Below are 17,619 nucleotides of genomic sequence, written 5' to 3'. Positions count from 1 at the left end.
TGCGGACGTCCGCCCTTTCAACGATCGCGTTGGCCTTGTCGGGCATGGCGGCCTTTGCCGAGGAAGGCGGGCTGTGGCAGCCGCAAGTGCGCGCCATCATCGGCGCCAACAATGACGGCGCCACCGCGGCGCTCGAAGGTTTCGTTCCGCTCAAGCAGACAGCCGAATCGGTCCTGTTCCTCGATGTCAGGGCCAAGCACGACTTCGAGGACGGTTTTGGCCAGGACTTCGGCATCGGCATCCGCCGGATCGTCAATCCGGACCTGATGCTTGGCGGCTATGCCTACATCAACACCCAGCGACAGGACGGACACCAGTTCACCGGCGCCACGCTGGGTCTCGAAGCGATCACGACCAATTTCGACGCGCATGTGAACGTCTTCCTGCCGATCAGCGGAGACCGGGCAGAACAATCGACCAGCTCCAGTCTGTCGATGGTCGGCAACCAACTGCTCGAGCAGATATCGGTCATCGACCGGCGCAATTATGCCGCATGGGGCATCGAGGGTGAGATCGGCGCGCAGGTGCCGGTCGAGCTGCCCGAGAACCATGCGCTTCGGCTCTCCATCGGCGCCTACCATTTCGGCGACCCCGACGGCGATGACGATAGCATCACCGGCGGCAAGGCCGGCTTCGAATATCAGATCGGCGACGTCTTCGGCAGCGGCGCGTCCCTCGCCTTCGCCGGCGAGGTGCGCAACGACAATCGCGACGATACGCAGTTCGCCGGCAGCGTCAGGCTGACGATCCCGTTCAATCCGGGGGGCGAGGCCCAGGGTGACGCCGAGGGACCGGAGCCGGTCCATGCGGTCAGCGAAGGCTTGCGCAAGCGGGTCAACGAGCGCGTCCGCGGTGACATCGGTGTCCGTATCGAGGGTGGCGAAAAGCTCGTCGGCTCGTCGACGCGGGTGGCGATAAACGCCGCCACGGGCACGGCGTTCGGCAAATTCTTCTTCGCCGACGGCGCCAACACGCTCGGCCTCGGTACGTTAGGCGATCCGACGACCCTGGATGACGCCGTCACTGATGCGGGCGCCAACGGTTTTGTCGTCGTGCTTGGCGGCAGCGGCAACCTGCTGACGGCGGGCGTGACACTGGCCAACGGCCAGACGGTCATCGGCGGTGGTGAGAGCGTCACCGCCCAGCTGTTCGGCGGCGGCACCGGTTCCTACAATCTCGGCGGCAGCAACGGCACTATTGCCGGCACAAACGCCGGCAACAACGTCATTACGCTCGGCAACGGCAACACGCTCCGGGGCATCACCATCACAGGCGGTGCCGACGGCATCTTCGGCAACAACGTCAACGGCGCCACCCTGACCAGCGTGACCGTGAGCGGCGCCGGCGGCCATGGCGCCAACTTCACCGGCACGTCGACCGGCATCAAGGGTTCCAACTTCACCTCGACCGGCAATGGCCTCGATGGCCTGCACATCGTAGGCAACGGCACCTACAATTTCACCGGCACCACGCTGCTGCAGGACAATGGCGACGATGGCCTGGATATATCAGGCCAGGGCACCTACAGCTTCGCCATCCTGAATGCGCAGGACAATGCGGACGCCGGCATCTACGTCGCCGGCACCTCCGTTGCGGGCAGCTTCACAACCACAGGCGGCACCGTTTCGGGCAATGGCGGCATCGCCGTCTTCATCGACCCGATCACGGCCCATGTGACCCTGAATTCGATCAGCCATATCGGCGGCACGTCGGGCGTGGTGCTCGACAACCTCGCCGGCAGCTTCACCGTCACCGGCCAGACGACGATCTCGAACACGTCTGGCCCGGCGATCGACATCGTCAATTCGCCGGCGTCGATCCGTTTCGGCGACATCAGCATCACCAATCCGGGAGGCGACGGCATCTCCTTTGCCGGCGTCAATGCCACTGTCGTTACCGGCAACATCGTCATTTCGGGTCTGGGCCTCGGCACCGGTCTCGATTTCTCCGGCAGCAAGACGAATTTCACCGCCCAGTCGGTCGACATCACAGGTACCGGCGCCGGATCGATCGGCATCGATCTGGCCCAGACCGTCGGCGGCTCGACGATCGTCATCACCAATGGCGGCGTCATTGCCAATGTCGGCACCGGCGTCCGCCTCGGCATCTCCGGCTCGCTGGTCAATTCTGCAAATGCCCAGTTCACATTCGGCGGCGGCTCGATCTCGGGCGTCACTGCGTCGCTCGACGCGCGCGGCCTCAACCAGACGCTCGGTAGCTATGCCTTTGGATCGACGACCTTCGTAGGGCCGCAGCTCTTCGACGCCCAGAATCTGATCTTCGTCGGCGCCTCGGCCACCGGTTCGGGCACAGGCTCGTCGCTGCTGGACCTGGCCTCGATCGCCACCGCCGATGCCAACACCGACGGCACGGCGATCTTCGTGCTGGTCAATCGTGGCACGGACATCAACGACGCCGACGGCTTCTCGCTCAGTGCCGGCCAGACGCTTGCTTCCTTCGGCAACGGACGACAGTTCTCGCTCGGCGGCGTGCCGATCAACGTGACCGGCGCCAACGTCCAGCACAGCACCACCATATCGGACGCCGGCGGCGCCGCGATGCTGACAAACACCGGTGGCGGCGACACGGTCACATTGGCCAACAACACGTCGCTGCTCGACTTCAACTTGTCCAATGCAGGCGGCGGCAACGGCATCTATGGCAACAACGTCACCAACGTCGCACTGACGGGGCTGACGATTTCGGGTGCCGGCCTCAATGGTGTACTGCTCGCGGGTGCCAGCAGTGTCACGGGTTCCAACCTGACGTCGTCGGGCAATGGCGGTGCCGGTCTCTCGCTCCAGGGTGGTGGCACCTACGCCTTTACCGGCACGACCACGCTTACCGGCAATACGGGTAGTGGACTGCTGATCGGCAGTGGCTCCGGCAGCTACAGTTTCGACACGCTCAACGCGACGGGCAACGGCTCCAGCGGCGTCGTTGCCACCGGCTCGTCGGCGGGTCTGCTGACGATCGACGGCGGAACCATCTCCGGCAACGCATCTTCCGGTTTCGACGCCACAGGCCTCGGCCTCGATGTCACGCTGAGCAGCCTGAGCCAGACCGGTGGCGCGACCGGCATCAACCTCAACGGCGTTTCCGGAAGCTTCGCCGTTTCCGGCACGACGACGATTTCCAACACCACCAGCCACGGTATCTCGATCGTCAGCAGCTCGGCGACGGTCGGCTTCGCGGGCGCAGTCACGATCAGCAATGCCGGCGGAAGCGGCATCCTGCTCGACGGCAACTCGGGCGCAGTCAGCTTCGCCGACGTGGCGATCAGCCAGCCAAGCGCCAATGGCATCGACGTCCAGGGCGTCAACGGAACGATCAGTTTCCAGAACATCGACGTTACCGGCGTCTCGGCTACCGGAACAGGGCTCGACCTGTCGGGCAGCAGCTCGACCTTCACGGCAACGACGCTCGACATTGCCGGAACCGGCGGCACCTCGACGGGTATCGACCTCTCCGGCACCTCGGGCGGCACCGTCACGATCGGCAGCGGCGTTATTTCGGGCGTCGGCACCGGTGTCCAGATGGGCCCCAATGGGGCGATCGGCGCGACTGCGAACATCACTTTCTCGTTTGGCGGCGGCTCGATCACCGGCTCTGTCGCCTCGCTCGATATGCGCGGGCTTCTGGCCGGCAGTGGCACCTATGCCTTTGGCACGACCGCTCTGGTCGGTCCGCAACTGTTCGACACGGCCAATCTGATTTTCGTCGGATCGTCCAACACCGGTTCGGGCACCGGTTCGAGCGTCAACGACCTCATCAACGCCGCCGCCGCCGACGACCTGACCACTGACGCCAACACGATCTTTGTCTTCGTCAAGTCTTCGGCACTCGATCTCATCAACACTGACGCCGATGGCTTCACGCTTGCCAACGGCCAGTCGGTGGTGTCCTTTGCCAATGGCGCGACGGTCGACCTGGGAGCGCCGCCTGCCAACGTCACCGGCGCCAATGTCGTCACCGGCGCGACCCAGGTGGATCCCTTCGGCCATGGTGGCGCGGTTCTCAACAACGCTGCCGGCAGCGCCATCAACCTCGCCAATGGCAACCTCGTCCAGAACCTCACTGTCAGCAATGGCGGCTCGGGTGCTGCCATCGACGGGACGAGCATCTCGGGCCTCAATGTTGCCGGCGTCACGATCGCCAGCGCTGTTACCGGACTCGACCTGACCGGTGCTGCCGGCGCGATCGGCGTGCAGAATCTTGCCATCCAGTCCGCCCAGACCGGCATCCTGCTGGCCAACACGGCTGCCACCGTTACCGTCACCGGCGCCAATACGATCGGCAGCGTCAGTGGCACCGCGCTGTCGTTCAACAATTACAGCGGCACGGCGACCTTCGCCAATCTCGACATTTCGGGCGCATTCACCGGCATCAACATCGCCGGCGGCTCCACCGGCACGATGAGCTTCGACGCGGCGAGCTCGATTGCCAACAGTGCGGGCATGGCGTTCAACATCGATAGCTCGACGCCCGACCTGACCTATGACGGCACCATCAACCACAGCAGCGCGGCAAGCGCTGTGCGCGTCAGCTCCATGACCGGAGGCAGCGCGACATTCGGAGGTGCAATCACCGCCAGTACCGGCGTGGCCAATGCCATCGACCTCACCAGCAATGCCGGCGGCACGATCAATTTCACTGGTGCCCTCAGCCTGACCACGGATGGCGGCTTCGGTTTCAGGGCCATCGATGGCGGCACGGTGTCGGTGACGGCGGCCGGCAACACCATCAGCACCGGCGCCGGCGTGACGGAACGCGGCATCCAGCTCGGCGGCACCGGCCTGACGATTGGCACTGGCGGAATCAGTTTCGCCAGCGTGACCGTCGACGGCTCCGGTGGCACAGTGCCGACCGGCATCCTCATCGAGAACACCAGCGGCGGCAACGTCACCTTCGGTACCGTCAACATCAGCCGTGCCATGGGCGATGCCATCCGGCTGACAAATGTTCAGAGCGGCACCTATACCTTTGGTGGTACGACCACCATCGCAATGGTTGGCGGAACGGGTCCGGGCTTCGCCGTCCAGGGCAGTGCCGCCACCATCAACGTCAACAACCTGGTCACGTCCAATGTCGCCGGCGCCGACGTCAGCCTGACCAACAACACCGGTACGATCTCGATCGGCGGTACCATCACCAATGGCGGCTCCGGCGACGGCGTCGTCGTTTCGGGCGGCAGCGCTGTGATCACCATCGGAGCATCGATCTCGAGCTCGGCCGTCCTGGGGGGCAATGCCGTCAAGATCGACGGCATCACAGGCGGCTCGGTTGCGTTCACCGGTCCTGTCACCTCGACCAGCTTCGGCAACCTGTTGACCATCGGCGCGACGACTGCGCCGACCGGCGGCACGATCAGCTTCACCGGTTCGGCGCTGACCGCGAGCGGCGGCGGAACGGTGACGATTGCCGGGCTCGGCGCCGGCGCGACCTTCAACGCCAGCGCGCCGCTGTCGATTTCCAACACAACCGGGACCGGCTTGCTGGTGACCAATGTCGCCGGCAGCGCCACTTTCGGTTCCGTCACGGTCAGTGACGCCGCGACCGGCATCGGTCTCGGCAACAACACCGGCACCGTTGCATTCGGCGCTACCAGTGTGACCAATGTAGGGCTGGGCCAGACCGGTGTCAGCGTGTCCGGGACCAATGCGGGTACGGTGTCCTTCGCCAGCCTCGGCATCGCCATGTCCGGCAATGGTGCTACCGGCATCAGCTTCGCCAATGCGGTGATGAACGGGACCTTCACCGCCACTGACTTCGACCTGACCAGCGACAGTTCGCTCGGCACGACGGCAGTGGATTTGTCCAACACCACCGGCACGGGTACCATCCAGCTCGGCGACGCGGGCGCGCCCGGCAACACGACCGCTGCCACCATCGGCGGCAGCGGGAACGGACCGGCGATCGGCTTTCAATTCACCAGCACGACGGCCGTCAACTTCATTTATGGCGATGGCGAGGGGACAGTCGACAAGCTGTCGACGGTGAAGGCCGTCGACATCATGGCCTCGACTGGCGCCTTCCCCGTCGCCGGAACTTACAATTTCAAGGACGTCGACGGCGCCAATGGCGGTTTCGTCGGCGATATCTCGGAGGCGCAAGGGCCGACGGTCTATTACGTCGACCAGAACGGCACCGGCAACGGCACGGCAGCAAATCCGGGATCTATCGAGGGCGCGGAAGCCTCGGGCGCCGACGTCATCGTCTTCATCGACACGTCGGTAAACGGCACCAGCGACTTCATCGACATGATGCTGGCGCAGCAGGTCGGTGCCGGCAACAACACCTTCAACCTGGCCGATGGCCAGGTGTTGATCGGACTTAAGGCAGGCGAATCCATCGACACGGCGCCGCTCGGCGCCGTCGGCGGTGGCCTTGGCAATGCCTTCAGCTTCAGCGGCATCAGCTCGTCGACGATCATCGATGCACCCAGCGGCATCGACACCGTGCTGCCGACGTTGACCACCGCCAACGGCAACACGATCAGCTTCACCGGCACGGCGAGCATCGACAACGTCATTATCGCCACCACCGGTGCCTCAGGCATCGGCATCCAGGGCAGCGACATCACCAAGTTGATGCTCAGCCGCGCCATGATCGCTGGTGGCGGTGGTGGCGCGCTGTCGCTGACCGACGGTGTTGCCAATGGCGAGATCGCGCTGTCGGACCTGATCCTGTCGGCGACCGGCGGCAACATCGGCGTCGTCGATGGTGCGGTGGGGGCGGGAGTCCTGAAGGTCAGTGCCTTCTCCGACGTCACGCTGCTGGGCAACAATGGCGAAGTCGGCGGCTTCATTCTTGGGGGCGTGGTCTTTGACGCCAACGCGGCGACCGCCGGCATCGACCAGGTCGATGGCGGTGCCTTCGTCGCCGGCACTGCGGCCAACCGTGTTGGCGGCTTTGGTCTTTTGCTGGACGATACGATCTCCGGCAATCTGAAGTTCGACACGACGAACATTGCCGTCCAGCAGGCATCGAACGTGCTCTTTGGCGGCAATGTCGCACTCGGCATCTACGCCAACGCTCTCGACGGTTCCGGAAGCACGCTTGATTTCGGCACGGCGACGGTCGACATCGCGGGCGGCGGAACGGCCGGCAGCTTCTTCAACGGCGCGTATCTGCTGGTCAACAGCACCAACAAGATTGGCTTCTCCGGCGCCACCAGCCTCACCGGCACGAACGGTGTCGGCGGCATCTCCGCCAACAGCGCGGCAGCCACTGGCGGCGAGCTGTTCTTCGCCAGCGCCAGCAACGCGTTCAATGTCAATGGTCCGGCACTGGACGTCTCGAATGTTGCGCTCACCAATGGTGCTGCGGGCTCGGCACAGTTCGGTTCGATCAATGTGACCGGCGGCCAGAATGGCATCAAGCTGCTTAACCTGATCGCCTCGCCGACGATCCAGTTCAACGGTCCGGTCACCATCGCCAATACCACAGTCAACGCGATCCAGCTCGACAACGTCACCAACGGCGTTTCGGTGACCTTCGCCGGGACCGTCGGGATCACCAATGCCGGCCAGGGCGGCGTCAAGTGGCAGCGCTCCGCCGGCAGTACCGATACGCTGACTTTCGCCGGTGGTCTCGACATCCAGAACAATGCTGGGGTCGGCTTCAATGCCGCCTACGGCAATGTCGTGCTGTCGGGTGCTGCGACCAGAAACATCGCCACGACGAATGGGCGTGCGCTGGTCATCAACGGCGCCAACTTCAGCAACGGTGCTGCCGGCGCGGCCGAGTTCAACAATGTCAGCGCCAGCGGCTATCTCAGCGGTGGCGGCATTGACATCAATGCCGGCTCCGGCGCCGTCCGCTTCGGCGGGACGGTGACCCTGTCACCGGATGCCGCCACGGTCGGAACCGCCTTCGGCATCAGCATCGGTGGGGCCAGCACGGGCACTTACACCTTCGCCGGAACCACCACCATCACCGGCGGCAACGACGACAACGGTGTCTACATCAGGAACACGGGCGCCAGTCTGACCGTCGATTTCATCGGCCCGTTGAACGTGACGACCGGCCTGAACGCTGTCGATCTCAGCGACACGACAGGCAACCTCGCCTTCTCGATCCAGCATGCGTCGAGCAGCTTGGCCACCACGACCTCGACCGGCACCGCGTTCCTGGCGGTCGGCGGCAACGGCACGATCAGCAGCGCCGCCTCTATCTCCAGCGTCGGTCTCGGTGCGTCGATCACCGGTCGTTCGGGTGGAACCGTCACCCTCTCAGGCAACATCACCCAGGCGCTGCGCGGCGTCGAGGTCAATGGCGGCAGCGGCGGCAGCGTCGTCTTCTCCGGCACGCAGAAGACCCTCAACACTGGCACCTTCAACGCCGTGCGTGTGTTCTCGCCGACGGCGGTCAGCTTCATCAATGGCGGCCTCGACATCGACACCACGACGGGCACCGGCATCAGTGTCAACGGCACCGGCGGCACCGCGAGCGTCACCGTCTCCGGCGCCGGCAACACTGTTAACACCGGCTCCGGCACGGGCGTTGCCGTCACCGGCGGCGCCGGTGCAGTTGCCGTCGACATCAATTCGGCGATCGCCTCGACGAGCGGTCTGGCGGCCAATGTCCAGGGCGTCACGTCGGGCACGGTTACGCTGTCGGGCAATCTGAATGCGGCTGGCATCGTCGTAAATGCCAACACCGGCGGTACCATCGACTTCTCGGGCGCGACGAAGACCCTGACCTCTGGCATCGCGAACGCCGTCAACCTGACCAACAACACCGGCGCGACGATCAATTTCAGCAATGGCGGGCTGGCGATCAGTGCCACCAGCGGCAGCGGCTTCAGCGCCAGCGGCGGCGGCACCATCAGTGTCGGCACCGGCGTCAACGCAAACACGATCACCACGACGACTGGCACGGCTCTGCGCCTCGACGGCGCCACCGTCGGCGCGGCAGGCCTGAATTTTGCGACGGTTTCGGCGAACGGCGCGGCCACGGGCATTGTGCTGAACAATGTAGGTTCGAGCGGCGGTGGCGCCATCGCGCTGGGCACCGTCAACCTCCAGGGCATCACCGTCCGTGGTGTCGACATCTCCGGCACGCTGGGGGCTGCGGTCTCCTTCAACGACCTGGACATCGGCCTGAACGGCTCGGCGGTTGCCTTCGACCTCAATGGCGCCACCATCAACGCCGCTGTCACGGCCAACGACTTCGACGTGACCAATTCGGGCGCGGCGGGCACCTCGATCGGCGTCGACCTGCGCGGTGCCATAGGCGGCCAGACCGTGCGGCTCGGCGATGCCGTCGTCGGCGGCAACAGCTCGAGCATTGCAGGCGTCAATACCGGTATCTACCTCAACAGCTCGACCAACCTTGCCTTCACCTATGGCGACGGCGAGTCTGCCACCGACAAGCTGTCGACGATCGGCGCCAATGTGGCGATCGACGCCAGCAGCGCGCCGGTCGCCGGCAGCTACAACTTCCAGGACGTCGACTTCCAGGCGAGCCCTGGCCTCGGCTTCGGCATCGGCAAGGTCTATTTCGTGGATTCGGACGGCGCCATCGGCGGCGGCAACGGGTCGGGCATCGACGGCGCCAACCCGATGACGCTGGCAGAGGCCGAGGCGGTCGCGGGCGTTAACGACATCATCGTCCTGATCAACAACGGTAGCGTCATCACGGCTGCCGGCACCAACGCCGACAACACGCTCAACTTGGCTGCCGGCACGCAGGTGCGCGGCTTCGGCAATGGCGCGATCAACCTCGCGATGACGGTGCCGAGCACGATCCAGCTCGCCAGCAACACGATCTCCATCGCGGCGGTCGGCAGCGGTGCCGCGACGCTGACCAGCAGCGCCGGCAGCAATGTCATAACGCTGGGCGCCAGCGGCAACTTCATCGACGGCTTCATCCTCGACGGCAGCCCGTCGGGAGCCTTCCGCGGCATCAAGGACAACGGCGCTGGTGCTTCCGGCACCACGATCTCGAACATGACGATCAGGAACTTCCTGACCGCTGGTATCGAGATCACGCCTTCGTCCAGCACGACGATCAACAACGTCGTGTTCTCGGACAACGGGTCCGACGCGATCCTCAACGCCTCGAACACCACCATCACAAATGTGACAAGTAGCGGCGCGACAGGCATCGCGCTCGACATCCGCAACGCCAGCGGCACGACGACGCTCGGCAACATCTCGATCACCGGCGCTGGTACCGGCGGCATCTCCTTCGGCGGCGTCTCCGGCCCGGCCGGCACGATCACCGCCACCGACGTCGACATCGGCGGCGCCAACGCCCTTGCCATAACCGGCGGCAATGCCGCGATCAGCTTCGATGCCGCAAGCTCCATCGCCAACAGCTCGGGCACGGCGGTGACGATCGCCAACCGCACCGGCGGCAGCTTCAGCTTCGCTGGCTCGGTCGTGGCAAATGGCGCGGCAAGCGGCATCAGCGTCTCGGGCGCCACGGCGGCAAGCGCGGTGAGCTTCACCGGAACCGTCGACCTCGGCACCACGACCGCCATGACCGGCACTGCCGTTGCCATCAACAACAATGGCCAGGCCTCCACGGTGACCTTCGCCAACCTCGACGTCGTCTCCAGCGGCACGACCGGCTTCTCGGTCAGCAATGGCGGCACGGTCAATGTCACCACCGGCACGATCACCGCCACCTCGGCGCAGGCCGTGTCGCTCAGCGGCGTCGCCGCCACCGCCACCTTTACCACGGTCACCTCGACCGGCGGCACCAACAATGTCGGCCTGACCAACGTCACCGGCACGGTCAATCTGGGCACGGGCACGCTGTCCGGAGCTGGGGGAGTGGCGTTCCTCGTCGGCGGCGGATCTGCCAATGTCGACTATGCCGGCACCATCGCCAAGACGACGGCCGGCAACGTCGTCAGCATCGCCGGCCGCACCGGCGGCACGCTGACCCTGTCCGGCAGCCTTAGCGCGACGGGCGGTGTGGCCAATGGCATCTCGGTCACCGGCAACAGCGGTGGCACGATCAACTTCTCAGGTTCGACCAAGACCCTGACGACGGGCGCAAACACGGCAGTCAGCCTCGCCAGCAACACCGGCACGACCATCAATTTCACCGGTGGCGGGTTGGCCATCTCCACGACGTCAGGCGCCGGTTTCAGCGCCACGGGCGGCGGCACGATCAGCGTCCAGGGCTCGAACAACACGATCGCCTCGACGACCGGCACGGCGCTCACCGTCACCAGCACGACCATCGGCGCAAATGACCTGACCTTCCGCAGCATTTCGTCCAACGGTGCCGCCAACGGCATCGTGCTCAACACCACGGGTGCTCTTGGCGGCTTGACGGTGACCGGCGACGGCGGCGGCAGCAACAACGGCTCAGGCGGTATCGTCCAGAATTCGAGCGGAGACGGCATCAGCCTGAACAATACCGCGCAGGTGCGGCTCGCCCGGATGAACATCACCAACAACCTTGGCAGCGGCATCGGTGGTTCCACGATCAACGGGCTGCTGATCGAGCGGTTCAACATCAGCGGCAACGGCAACGACGCTGGGACCGACGAATCCGGCATCAATGTCTACGAGTTGACCGGCACCGCATTTGGTGGCGCGAACGCTACCGGGATTATCGACTCGCTGATCAGCAACAACAATGAGTTTGAAGTACAGATCACGAATACCGCGGGCACACTTAGCGATTTCCGCCTGACCAACAACACGATATCCAGCGACGGGTTGCCTATCAACGGCAACGGTGTCTCTCCGCATGGCAACCTGGTCAACTTCCTGGCGGTTGGCAGCGCCAACATGACGCTCAATACCAATGGCGGCACTTTCACGGGCAATTGGAATGCCGCTATCCCCCCTGTCACCATTACCGCGACTGCTATTCATGCCGATCATTCCGGCAGCAGCGGACTGATGACGGTCAACGTCAATGGTGGCACGTTCACCAACAACAACGTCGCCGTGAGCGTGTCGTCGGCAAATGGCGGCAATCTCGATTTCGACATCAATGGCGTCACCGCCACCGGCAATCGTGCACATGGTCTCAATCTTTTTGTTGGTGCGTCGAGCACAGGAGCGGTCACCGGAACCTTCCGCAACAACATCATCGGCACGGCAGGTGTCACAGGATCGGGTGCCGATCTCGGCTTCGGTATTCGTGTCCAGAACGAGGGCAGTACCACAACTGCAAATGCGGTTACGGTATTGATCGAAAATAACACAGTGCGCGAACTTGCCAATTTCGCGGCGATCAATGTCAACCAGGGCATCGCTACCCAGGCGTTTACCCGCACCCAGAACGTCACGGTCCGGAACAACATTATTTCCGATGTAGACAACAGTCGCGGCATCACCATCCAGCAGAACAACAGCACGGCCCCGGGCATCATGAACGCGACCATTCATGGCAACACGTTTGCCAATGTCGCTGGCCAAGCCGGCGACGGGACCGAGATCCGGCTTCGCCAGCTGGCTGGTGGAACGTTCAATCTGGTTCAGCTCAGCGCGGCTGATCTCGCAACGCTGAACGGGCTTACCCTGGCGGATCTTAGCATTGGAGGGACAATCACCTTCGGGGCGGCGCCACCACCGCTGCCTTGACCGGCATTCATCTCTTGCTCGGATGGTCCGGATTGGGTGAATAGTGCCTAAGCTGTCTTGAAATATAATTTCAGTAGTTGATAGGATAGTTGTTTCAGTAGACAGTTCTAATTCTTGATTCTAGGTTGAAATGGGTTGAGGGGCGATCATGGCGGAACCATTTCTATCGGAAATTCGCATCATGTCCTTTGCGTTTGCGCCCAGAGGCTGGGCATTGTGCAATGGACAACTTCTTCCCATAAACCAGAACCAGGGATTGTTTTCTCTTCTGGGCACGACGTTCGGCGGCGATGGCCGGGTGAATTTTGCCCTGCCGGACTATCGCGGTCGGCTGCCGATCCATGTCGGCTCCAACCATACGCTGGGTGAACGTGGTGGTGAGCCGGCGCATACGCTGTCGATTTCCGAAATACCCACTCACACCCATGTTCTCAGCGGGTCCAGTTCGCAAGGTGACGCCGTCAATCCGCGGCCGCAGAACACCAACGGCACGGTGTTTGCCAAGGACCCGGGCAACACCTACTCGGCGAGCGCGCAGAGTTTGGTGGCTTTGAAAGCCGGCAGCATCAGCAACGTCGGCGGCAGCCAGGCGCATCTCAACATGCAGCCGTTCCTGACGCTCAGCTTCTGTATCGCCCTCCAGGGCATCTTCCCTTCGCCGACCTGAGGAGGCAAAGCCATGGCACAGCCCTATGTTGGCGAGGTTCGCATGTTTGCCGGCAATTTCGCGCCGGCGGGATGGATGTTCTGCGAAGGTCAGCTGCTGCCGATCTCCGAGAACGAGACGCTGTTCAACCTCATCGGTACGACCTATGGCGGCGACGGTGAGAGCACGTTCGCGCTGCCCGATCTGCGCGGCCGGGTGCCGCTGCACCAGGGCAATGGATTTATCCTGGCCGAGACCGGCGGCGCCGAGGAGATCACGCTGACCATCGGCCAGATACCCGCGCACTCCCATCCCTTGCTCGGCTCGACAGTCAATGGCGCTCAGCCGGCACCCGAGGGTAACGTCCTGGCCAGCTCGACTGTGATCACACCCTACGCTCCGGAGACGGTGACTGTAGCTATGGCGCAAGCCGCGGTGGGGTCGGTCGGCGGCAGCCAGCCGCACACCAACTTCCAGCCCTATCTCTGCATCAATTTCATCATCTCGCTTTTTGGAATTTTCCCGTCGCCGACCTGAGAGGAAGCAATGGCCGACCCCTTCGTCGCCGAAATCCGTATTTTTCCCTTCAACTTCGCGCCCAGGGGGTGGGCGTGGTGCGACGGCCAGTTGTTGCCGCTGTCGCAGAACACCGCCCTGTTCTCGCTGCTTGGCACGACCTATGGCGGCAATGGCAAGTCCAATTTCGCCCTGCCCGATCTGCAGGGACGAACGCCGATGCACCCCGGCCAGGGACCGGGGCTGTCGCTGCACGATCTCGGCGAAACAGGCGGGGAAGAGACGGTGACCCTGCTCGAATCCGAGATCCCGACGCATTCGCATACTTTGATGGCGACAAACGAGGATGGCACGCAAGGTTCGCTGACGGCAGACATTACCGTGGCCACCTCGGTTGGCGGCAAGCTTTACCAGACCAATGTCTCAGCCAATCTGACAAGCATGAATGCCAATGCTCTCGCACCCGCCGGTGGCGACGCAGCACACAACAATCTGCAGCCCTATCTCACCTGCTATTTCTGTATCGCGCTGCAGGGCGTCTTCCCGCCCAGAGGCTAATGAATTTCGAGCCACGCAGGACCAACATCATGGCCAAGAAAGCAGCTCCAAAGTCGACGGCGCGTGATAGCGCCGGCAAGAACGCAACCGCCAAGAAGCCTGTTGCAGCCAAGGCACCAACCGCAAAGGCAACGTCGACGCCGGTAGCGAAGAAGGCGGCGGCCAAGTCGGCGCCCGCATCGAAGGCGAAAGCCGCGCTTGCTTCGGCCACGAAGAAAACGGCCCTTGCCAAGGCGTCTGCCTCGACGGCGAAAGCAACAACGCCCGTCAAAGCCTTGGCCGTGCGCGCGAAACGGTCGAGTGGACCGGCCTTGCGCCACCTGCCGCCTGGCGTGAAGTTTTTCGAGCTGTCACGGCTGATGGTCATCGCCATCGATGGCAACAGTGAGCTCGTGCAGAAGGCGCAGAACGGTCCCAATGGCCCCTGGGCCAAGGCTTGGTCGCCTGTCGCGCCGGGCACCTACGCCATCATGGCGACAGGCTTGACGCGCGATGGCCGGGTCGCAGTGGTGGCACAGCCGTCCGGCGGCCCGCAACTCGTCTTCATCACCGAAGACGCCAACCAGGTTGGGCCGATCGAAAAATGGAACCCGCCGGTCAACATCGGCGCGGTGCCGGGCGCAACGGGCTATCAGAGCATGTCGATGGCACGGGATGCCGACGGTCTGATTGAGATCTTTGTCGTCACCGCCAATGGCCAGATCTGGTGGATACGGGAGAACCCGCCCAAGGTCGTGGAGAAGACGGTCACCGTCACGCCGCCCGGCACCGACAAGCCGATCACCATAACCGTCCAGGAGCTGGCACCACCTGACAAGCCGTGGAGCGACTGGCAGCAGATACCGGGCAGCGTCGTTGCCATATCAGCCAAGCGTCAGGGCGATGGCCGCATCGTCCTTTTCGGCATCAATTCGGGCCTCAATCTCTACCGCTGCCAGCAATCGGTGGCGCGCACGACCGCTGTCGGCCAGTGGACGCCCTGGGTGATGATGAACACGCCGACGACAGGCACGTTTGTGGGAATGTCACCGGTGCTGGGGCCCGGCGGCGGACTCAATTTCTTCGGCCTGACCAGCAATGGCCAGGTGGTCCACACCAGGCAGCAGCCGGCGGGATCGGATACGTGGACGCCATGGGCGACACCGGGCTTCTCGCGCACGCCCATCTACACGCTCGCCAGCGGCATCCAGGGCGACAACGACATAGTCCTTGTCGGCAGCGACCGCAGTTTCGTCCATCAGTTCAATGCGCAGAACAGCGCGCGCACGCAGAACTGGACCGGCTGGCGCGATTTTTCCAGTTCCGACAGCAATGTCGAATTCAAGCTCGACTACAACGCGGATGGCCGGCTGATGCTGTTCAGCCATGCGACGAGATCTCCGGCCGGAGGCGGCCTGTGGGCCAAGCGCCAGACAGCGTTTGACAGCACGGAATGGGACCTCGACTGGGATCAACTGGCCGACGGCGGCATCCGCCGCTTCTCGGTGGTGCGTGACCTGACGCCGCCGGTCTGATGACTGCAATTCTGAGGGGTAAGGCCGAGACCGTCTCGGCGGGAAGTCTGTCGTCCTGGCGTCGTTCTCGCCAGGCCAGGCTGAGTTTCCGGCCGGCTGGCGATCAGGACCTGCCGTTCCTGTCGGCGCTGTATGCCTCGTCGCGATGGCAGGAGCTCGAGCCGACGGGATGGTCGGAGGGCCAGAAACAATCGTTCCTGGCACAGCAGTTTGCCGCTCAACACTACCACTACATCAAGCATTATCCCGGTGCCGAGCGGCTCGTCATCGATCACGCGGGCCGTCCCATCGGCAGGCTCTATGTCGCGCGCTGGCAGGATGAGCATCGTATCGTCGATGTCGCTTTCGTGCCCGAGGCCTGCGGCCAGGGCTACGGCACCGCCGTGCTGGGCGACGCGCTCGACGAGGCTTTCGCGGCGGGCAAGCGCGCCTCGATCCACGTCGAAAAGAACAATCCGGCGAAGCGGCTCTATCTCAGGCTGGGCTTCACCGTCGTCGAAGACAAGGGCGTCTACGACCTGATGGCGGCGTTTCCGCCCGGCTCGCAGCCGTCATGACGCGTTCAGTTGAACACGGCCTCGTAGAACACGGCAGTCGCGTCGGCCGACACTGGCACGATGAAGATGTCGTCGGCGAAATCGGCGCCGACAAAGCGGTACGTTGCCTGCTGCAGGGCAGCATTGCGCGGCCCCTTGAACTGCAGCGAAAAGCCTCCGCCCGGGCGCGCGCTCGAGGACAGTGGGCGCACCGCATGCAATTCGAGCCGCAACTGCGTGCCGCCGGCGTCGACGGTGAAGGTCTGCCCGACAGAGCTTTCAAAATCCGAAGCCGAAATCATCTGTTCCGCCCACTAGTGTACAATCCGAGAAGCACCCAATCTTGCTGCTTGCCAGTGTCCTGTCCATAGTCGCAGTACAGTTTCACGACATTGCCAACTCAATGAAGCACATATCAAGACGATCGCGCAGTCGCCACGCGATCCGAGCCGCCGGAAGGACTCGACCATGACTGAATCGACGACCGAAGCCAAAGCGGTGGAAGAGGCCGCGGCCGCCGGCCTGCCGCTGTTCTATTCCAGGCCCGAGGCGCTCAACCCGGCACGGCATGGCTCGCTCGGCCTGACGGCGCGCAGTGATTTTTCCTTCGCCCGCGAGGCGCATGCCATCCCGGTGGTGGCATCCGAAATGCCGGCGGCGATGCGTTCCTATCCGATCGTCTTTATCGGGGCCACCAAGGCGCCCGTCATCATCACCGGGCTGCGCCAGAACGAGAACCTCTTCGTCGAGGCCAGCGGCAAGTGGTTCGAGCCGCATTACATCCCGGCCTATGTCCGCCGCTACCCCTTCATCCTCGCCGACGACTCCGGAACCGGCACCGGCCGGCTGACCCTGTGCGTCGACCGCGCCAGCGAGCGCGTCACCGAGGCATCCTCCAGCGCCGGCAAGGTCGCGCCGTTCTTCAATGCGGCGGAAGCCAGCGAGGCAAGCAAGCAGGCGCTCGCCTTCTGCAACCAGTTCCAGATCGATTTCAATGCCACCCGCGCGATGGTGGAAAAGATCGACGCGCACGGCCTGTTTGCGCCGCGCCAGAGCACGGTCACGCTCGAAGGCGGTGAAGTGCTCAACGTCACCGATTTCCAGGTCATCGACGAGCCGGCATTCAACAAGCTCTCCGATGAAGCCTTTCTCGATTTGCGCAGATCGGGCGCGCTCGGGCTGGTCTATTGCCACCTCGCGTCGAGCAACAGCTGGACCTCGCTCGTCTACCAGGCTTCGCTGCGGCGGCTCGTCACGGGCGTCTGATTTTTCACGACGAAGCTGGGAGAGCC

At 63.8% G+C, this 17,619-nt stretch carries 8 protein-coding genes; 7 read left to right on the top strand and 1 reads right to left on the bottom strand.

The features are described 5' to 3' along the window. The first annotated feature begins 44 nt into the window (after positions 1 to 44). The 6 genes from IG197_RS29375 (at position 45) to IG197_RS29350 (ending at position 16,348) form a co-directional block, all read left to right on the top strand. Positions 45 to 12,557 carry a hypothetical protein gene (locus IG197_RS29375; RefSeq protein WP_246765437.1) on the top strand — a complete coding sequence of 4,171 codons (12,513 nt, stop codon included), beginning with the start codon at positions 45 to 47 and terminating at the stop codon, positions 12,555 to 12,557. Positions 12,558 to 12,705: 148 nt separating this feature from the next. Continuing rightward, a complete protein-coding gene (locus tag IG197_RS29370) occupies positions 12,706 to 13,224 on the top strand; it encodes a phage tail protein (RefSeq protein ID WP_067968327.1) in 519 nt (172 codons plus the stop codon). A gap of 12 nt (positions 13,225 to 13,236) precedes the next feature. Continuing rightward, complete coding sequence (locus IG197_RS29365; RefSeq protein WP_192320078.1) at positions 13,237 to 13,740, top strand: phage tail protein; 504 nt, start codon at positions 13,237 to 13,239, stop codon at positions 13,738 to 13,740. A gap of 9 nt (positions 13,741 to 13,749) precedes the next feature. Further along, positions 13,750 to 14,277, top strand: a complete 528-nt coding sequence (locus IG197_RS29360) for a phage tail protein (protein WP_192320076.1) — start codon at positions 13,750 to 13,752, stop codon at positions 14,275 to 14,277. Between the two features lie 29 nt (positions 14,278 to 14,306). Next, entirely contained in the window at positions 14,307 to 15,791 is a 1,485-nt protein-coding gene (locus tag IG197_RS29355) for a hypothetical protein (RefSeq protein WP_192320074.1), read from the top strand. Then, positions 15,791 to 16,348 carry a GNAT family N-acetyltransferase gene (locus IG197_RS29350; protein ID WP_192320073.1) on the top strand — a complete coding sequence of 186 codons (558 nt, stop codon included), beginning with the start codon at positions 15,791 to 15,793 and terminating at the stop codon, positions 16,346 to 16,348. The genes IG197_RS29355 and IG197_RS29350 overlap by 1 nt, the downstream gene beginning before the upstream one ends. A gap of 5 nt (positions 16,349 to 16,353) precedes the next feature. Here IG197_RS29350 and IG197_RS29345 read toward each other — a convergent pair whose 3' ends face one another. Next, the gene (locus tag IG197_RS29345; RefSeq protein WP_067968347.1) at positions 16,354 to 16,629 is read right to left on the bottom strand and encodes a hypothetical protein; all 276 of its coding nucleotides are present in this window, start codon (positions 16,627 to 16,629) and stop codon (positions 16,354 to 16,356) included. Between the two features lie 166 nt (positions 16,630 to 16,795). On the opposite strand from IG197_RS29345, the gene IG197_RS29340 reads away from it, so the two are divergent. Then, entirely contained in the window at positions 16,796 to 17,593 is a 798-nt protein-coding gene (locus IG197_RS29340) for a SapC family protein (RefSeq protein WP_192320071.1), read from the top strand. The last annotated feature ends 26 nt before the right edge of the window (positions 17,594 to 17,619 follow it).

The organism is Aminobacter sp. SR38 (assembly GCF_014843375.1).
GTDB classification, from domain to species: Bacteria; Pseudomonadota; Alphaproteobacteria; order Rhizobiales; family Rhizobiaceae; genus Aminobacter; species Aminobacter ciceronei.
The sequence above is the reverse complement of the archived record's forward strand: the minus strand, read 5'-3'. Positions and strand labels throughout refer to the sequence as shown.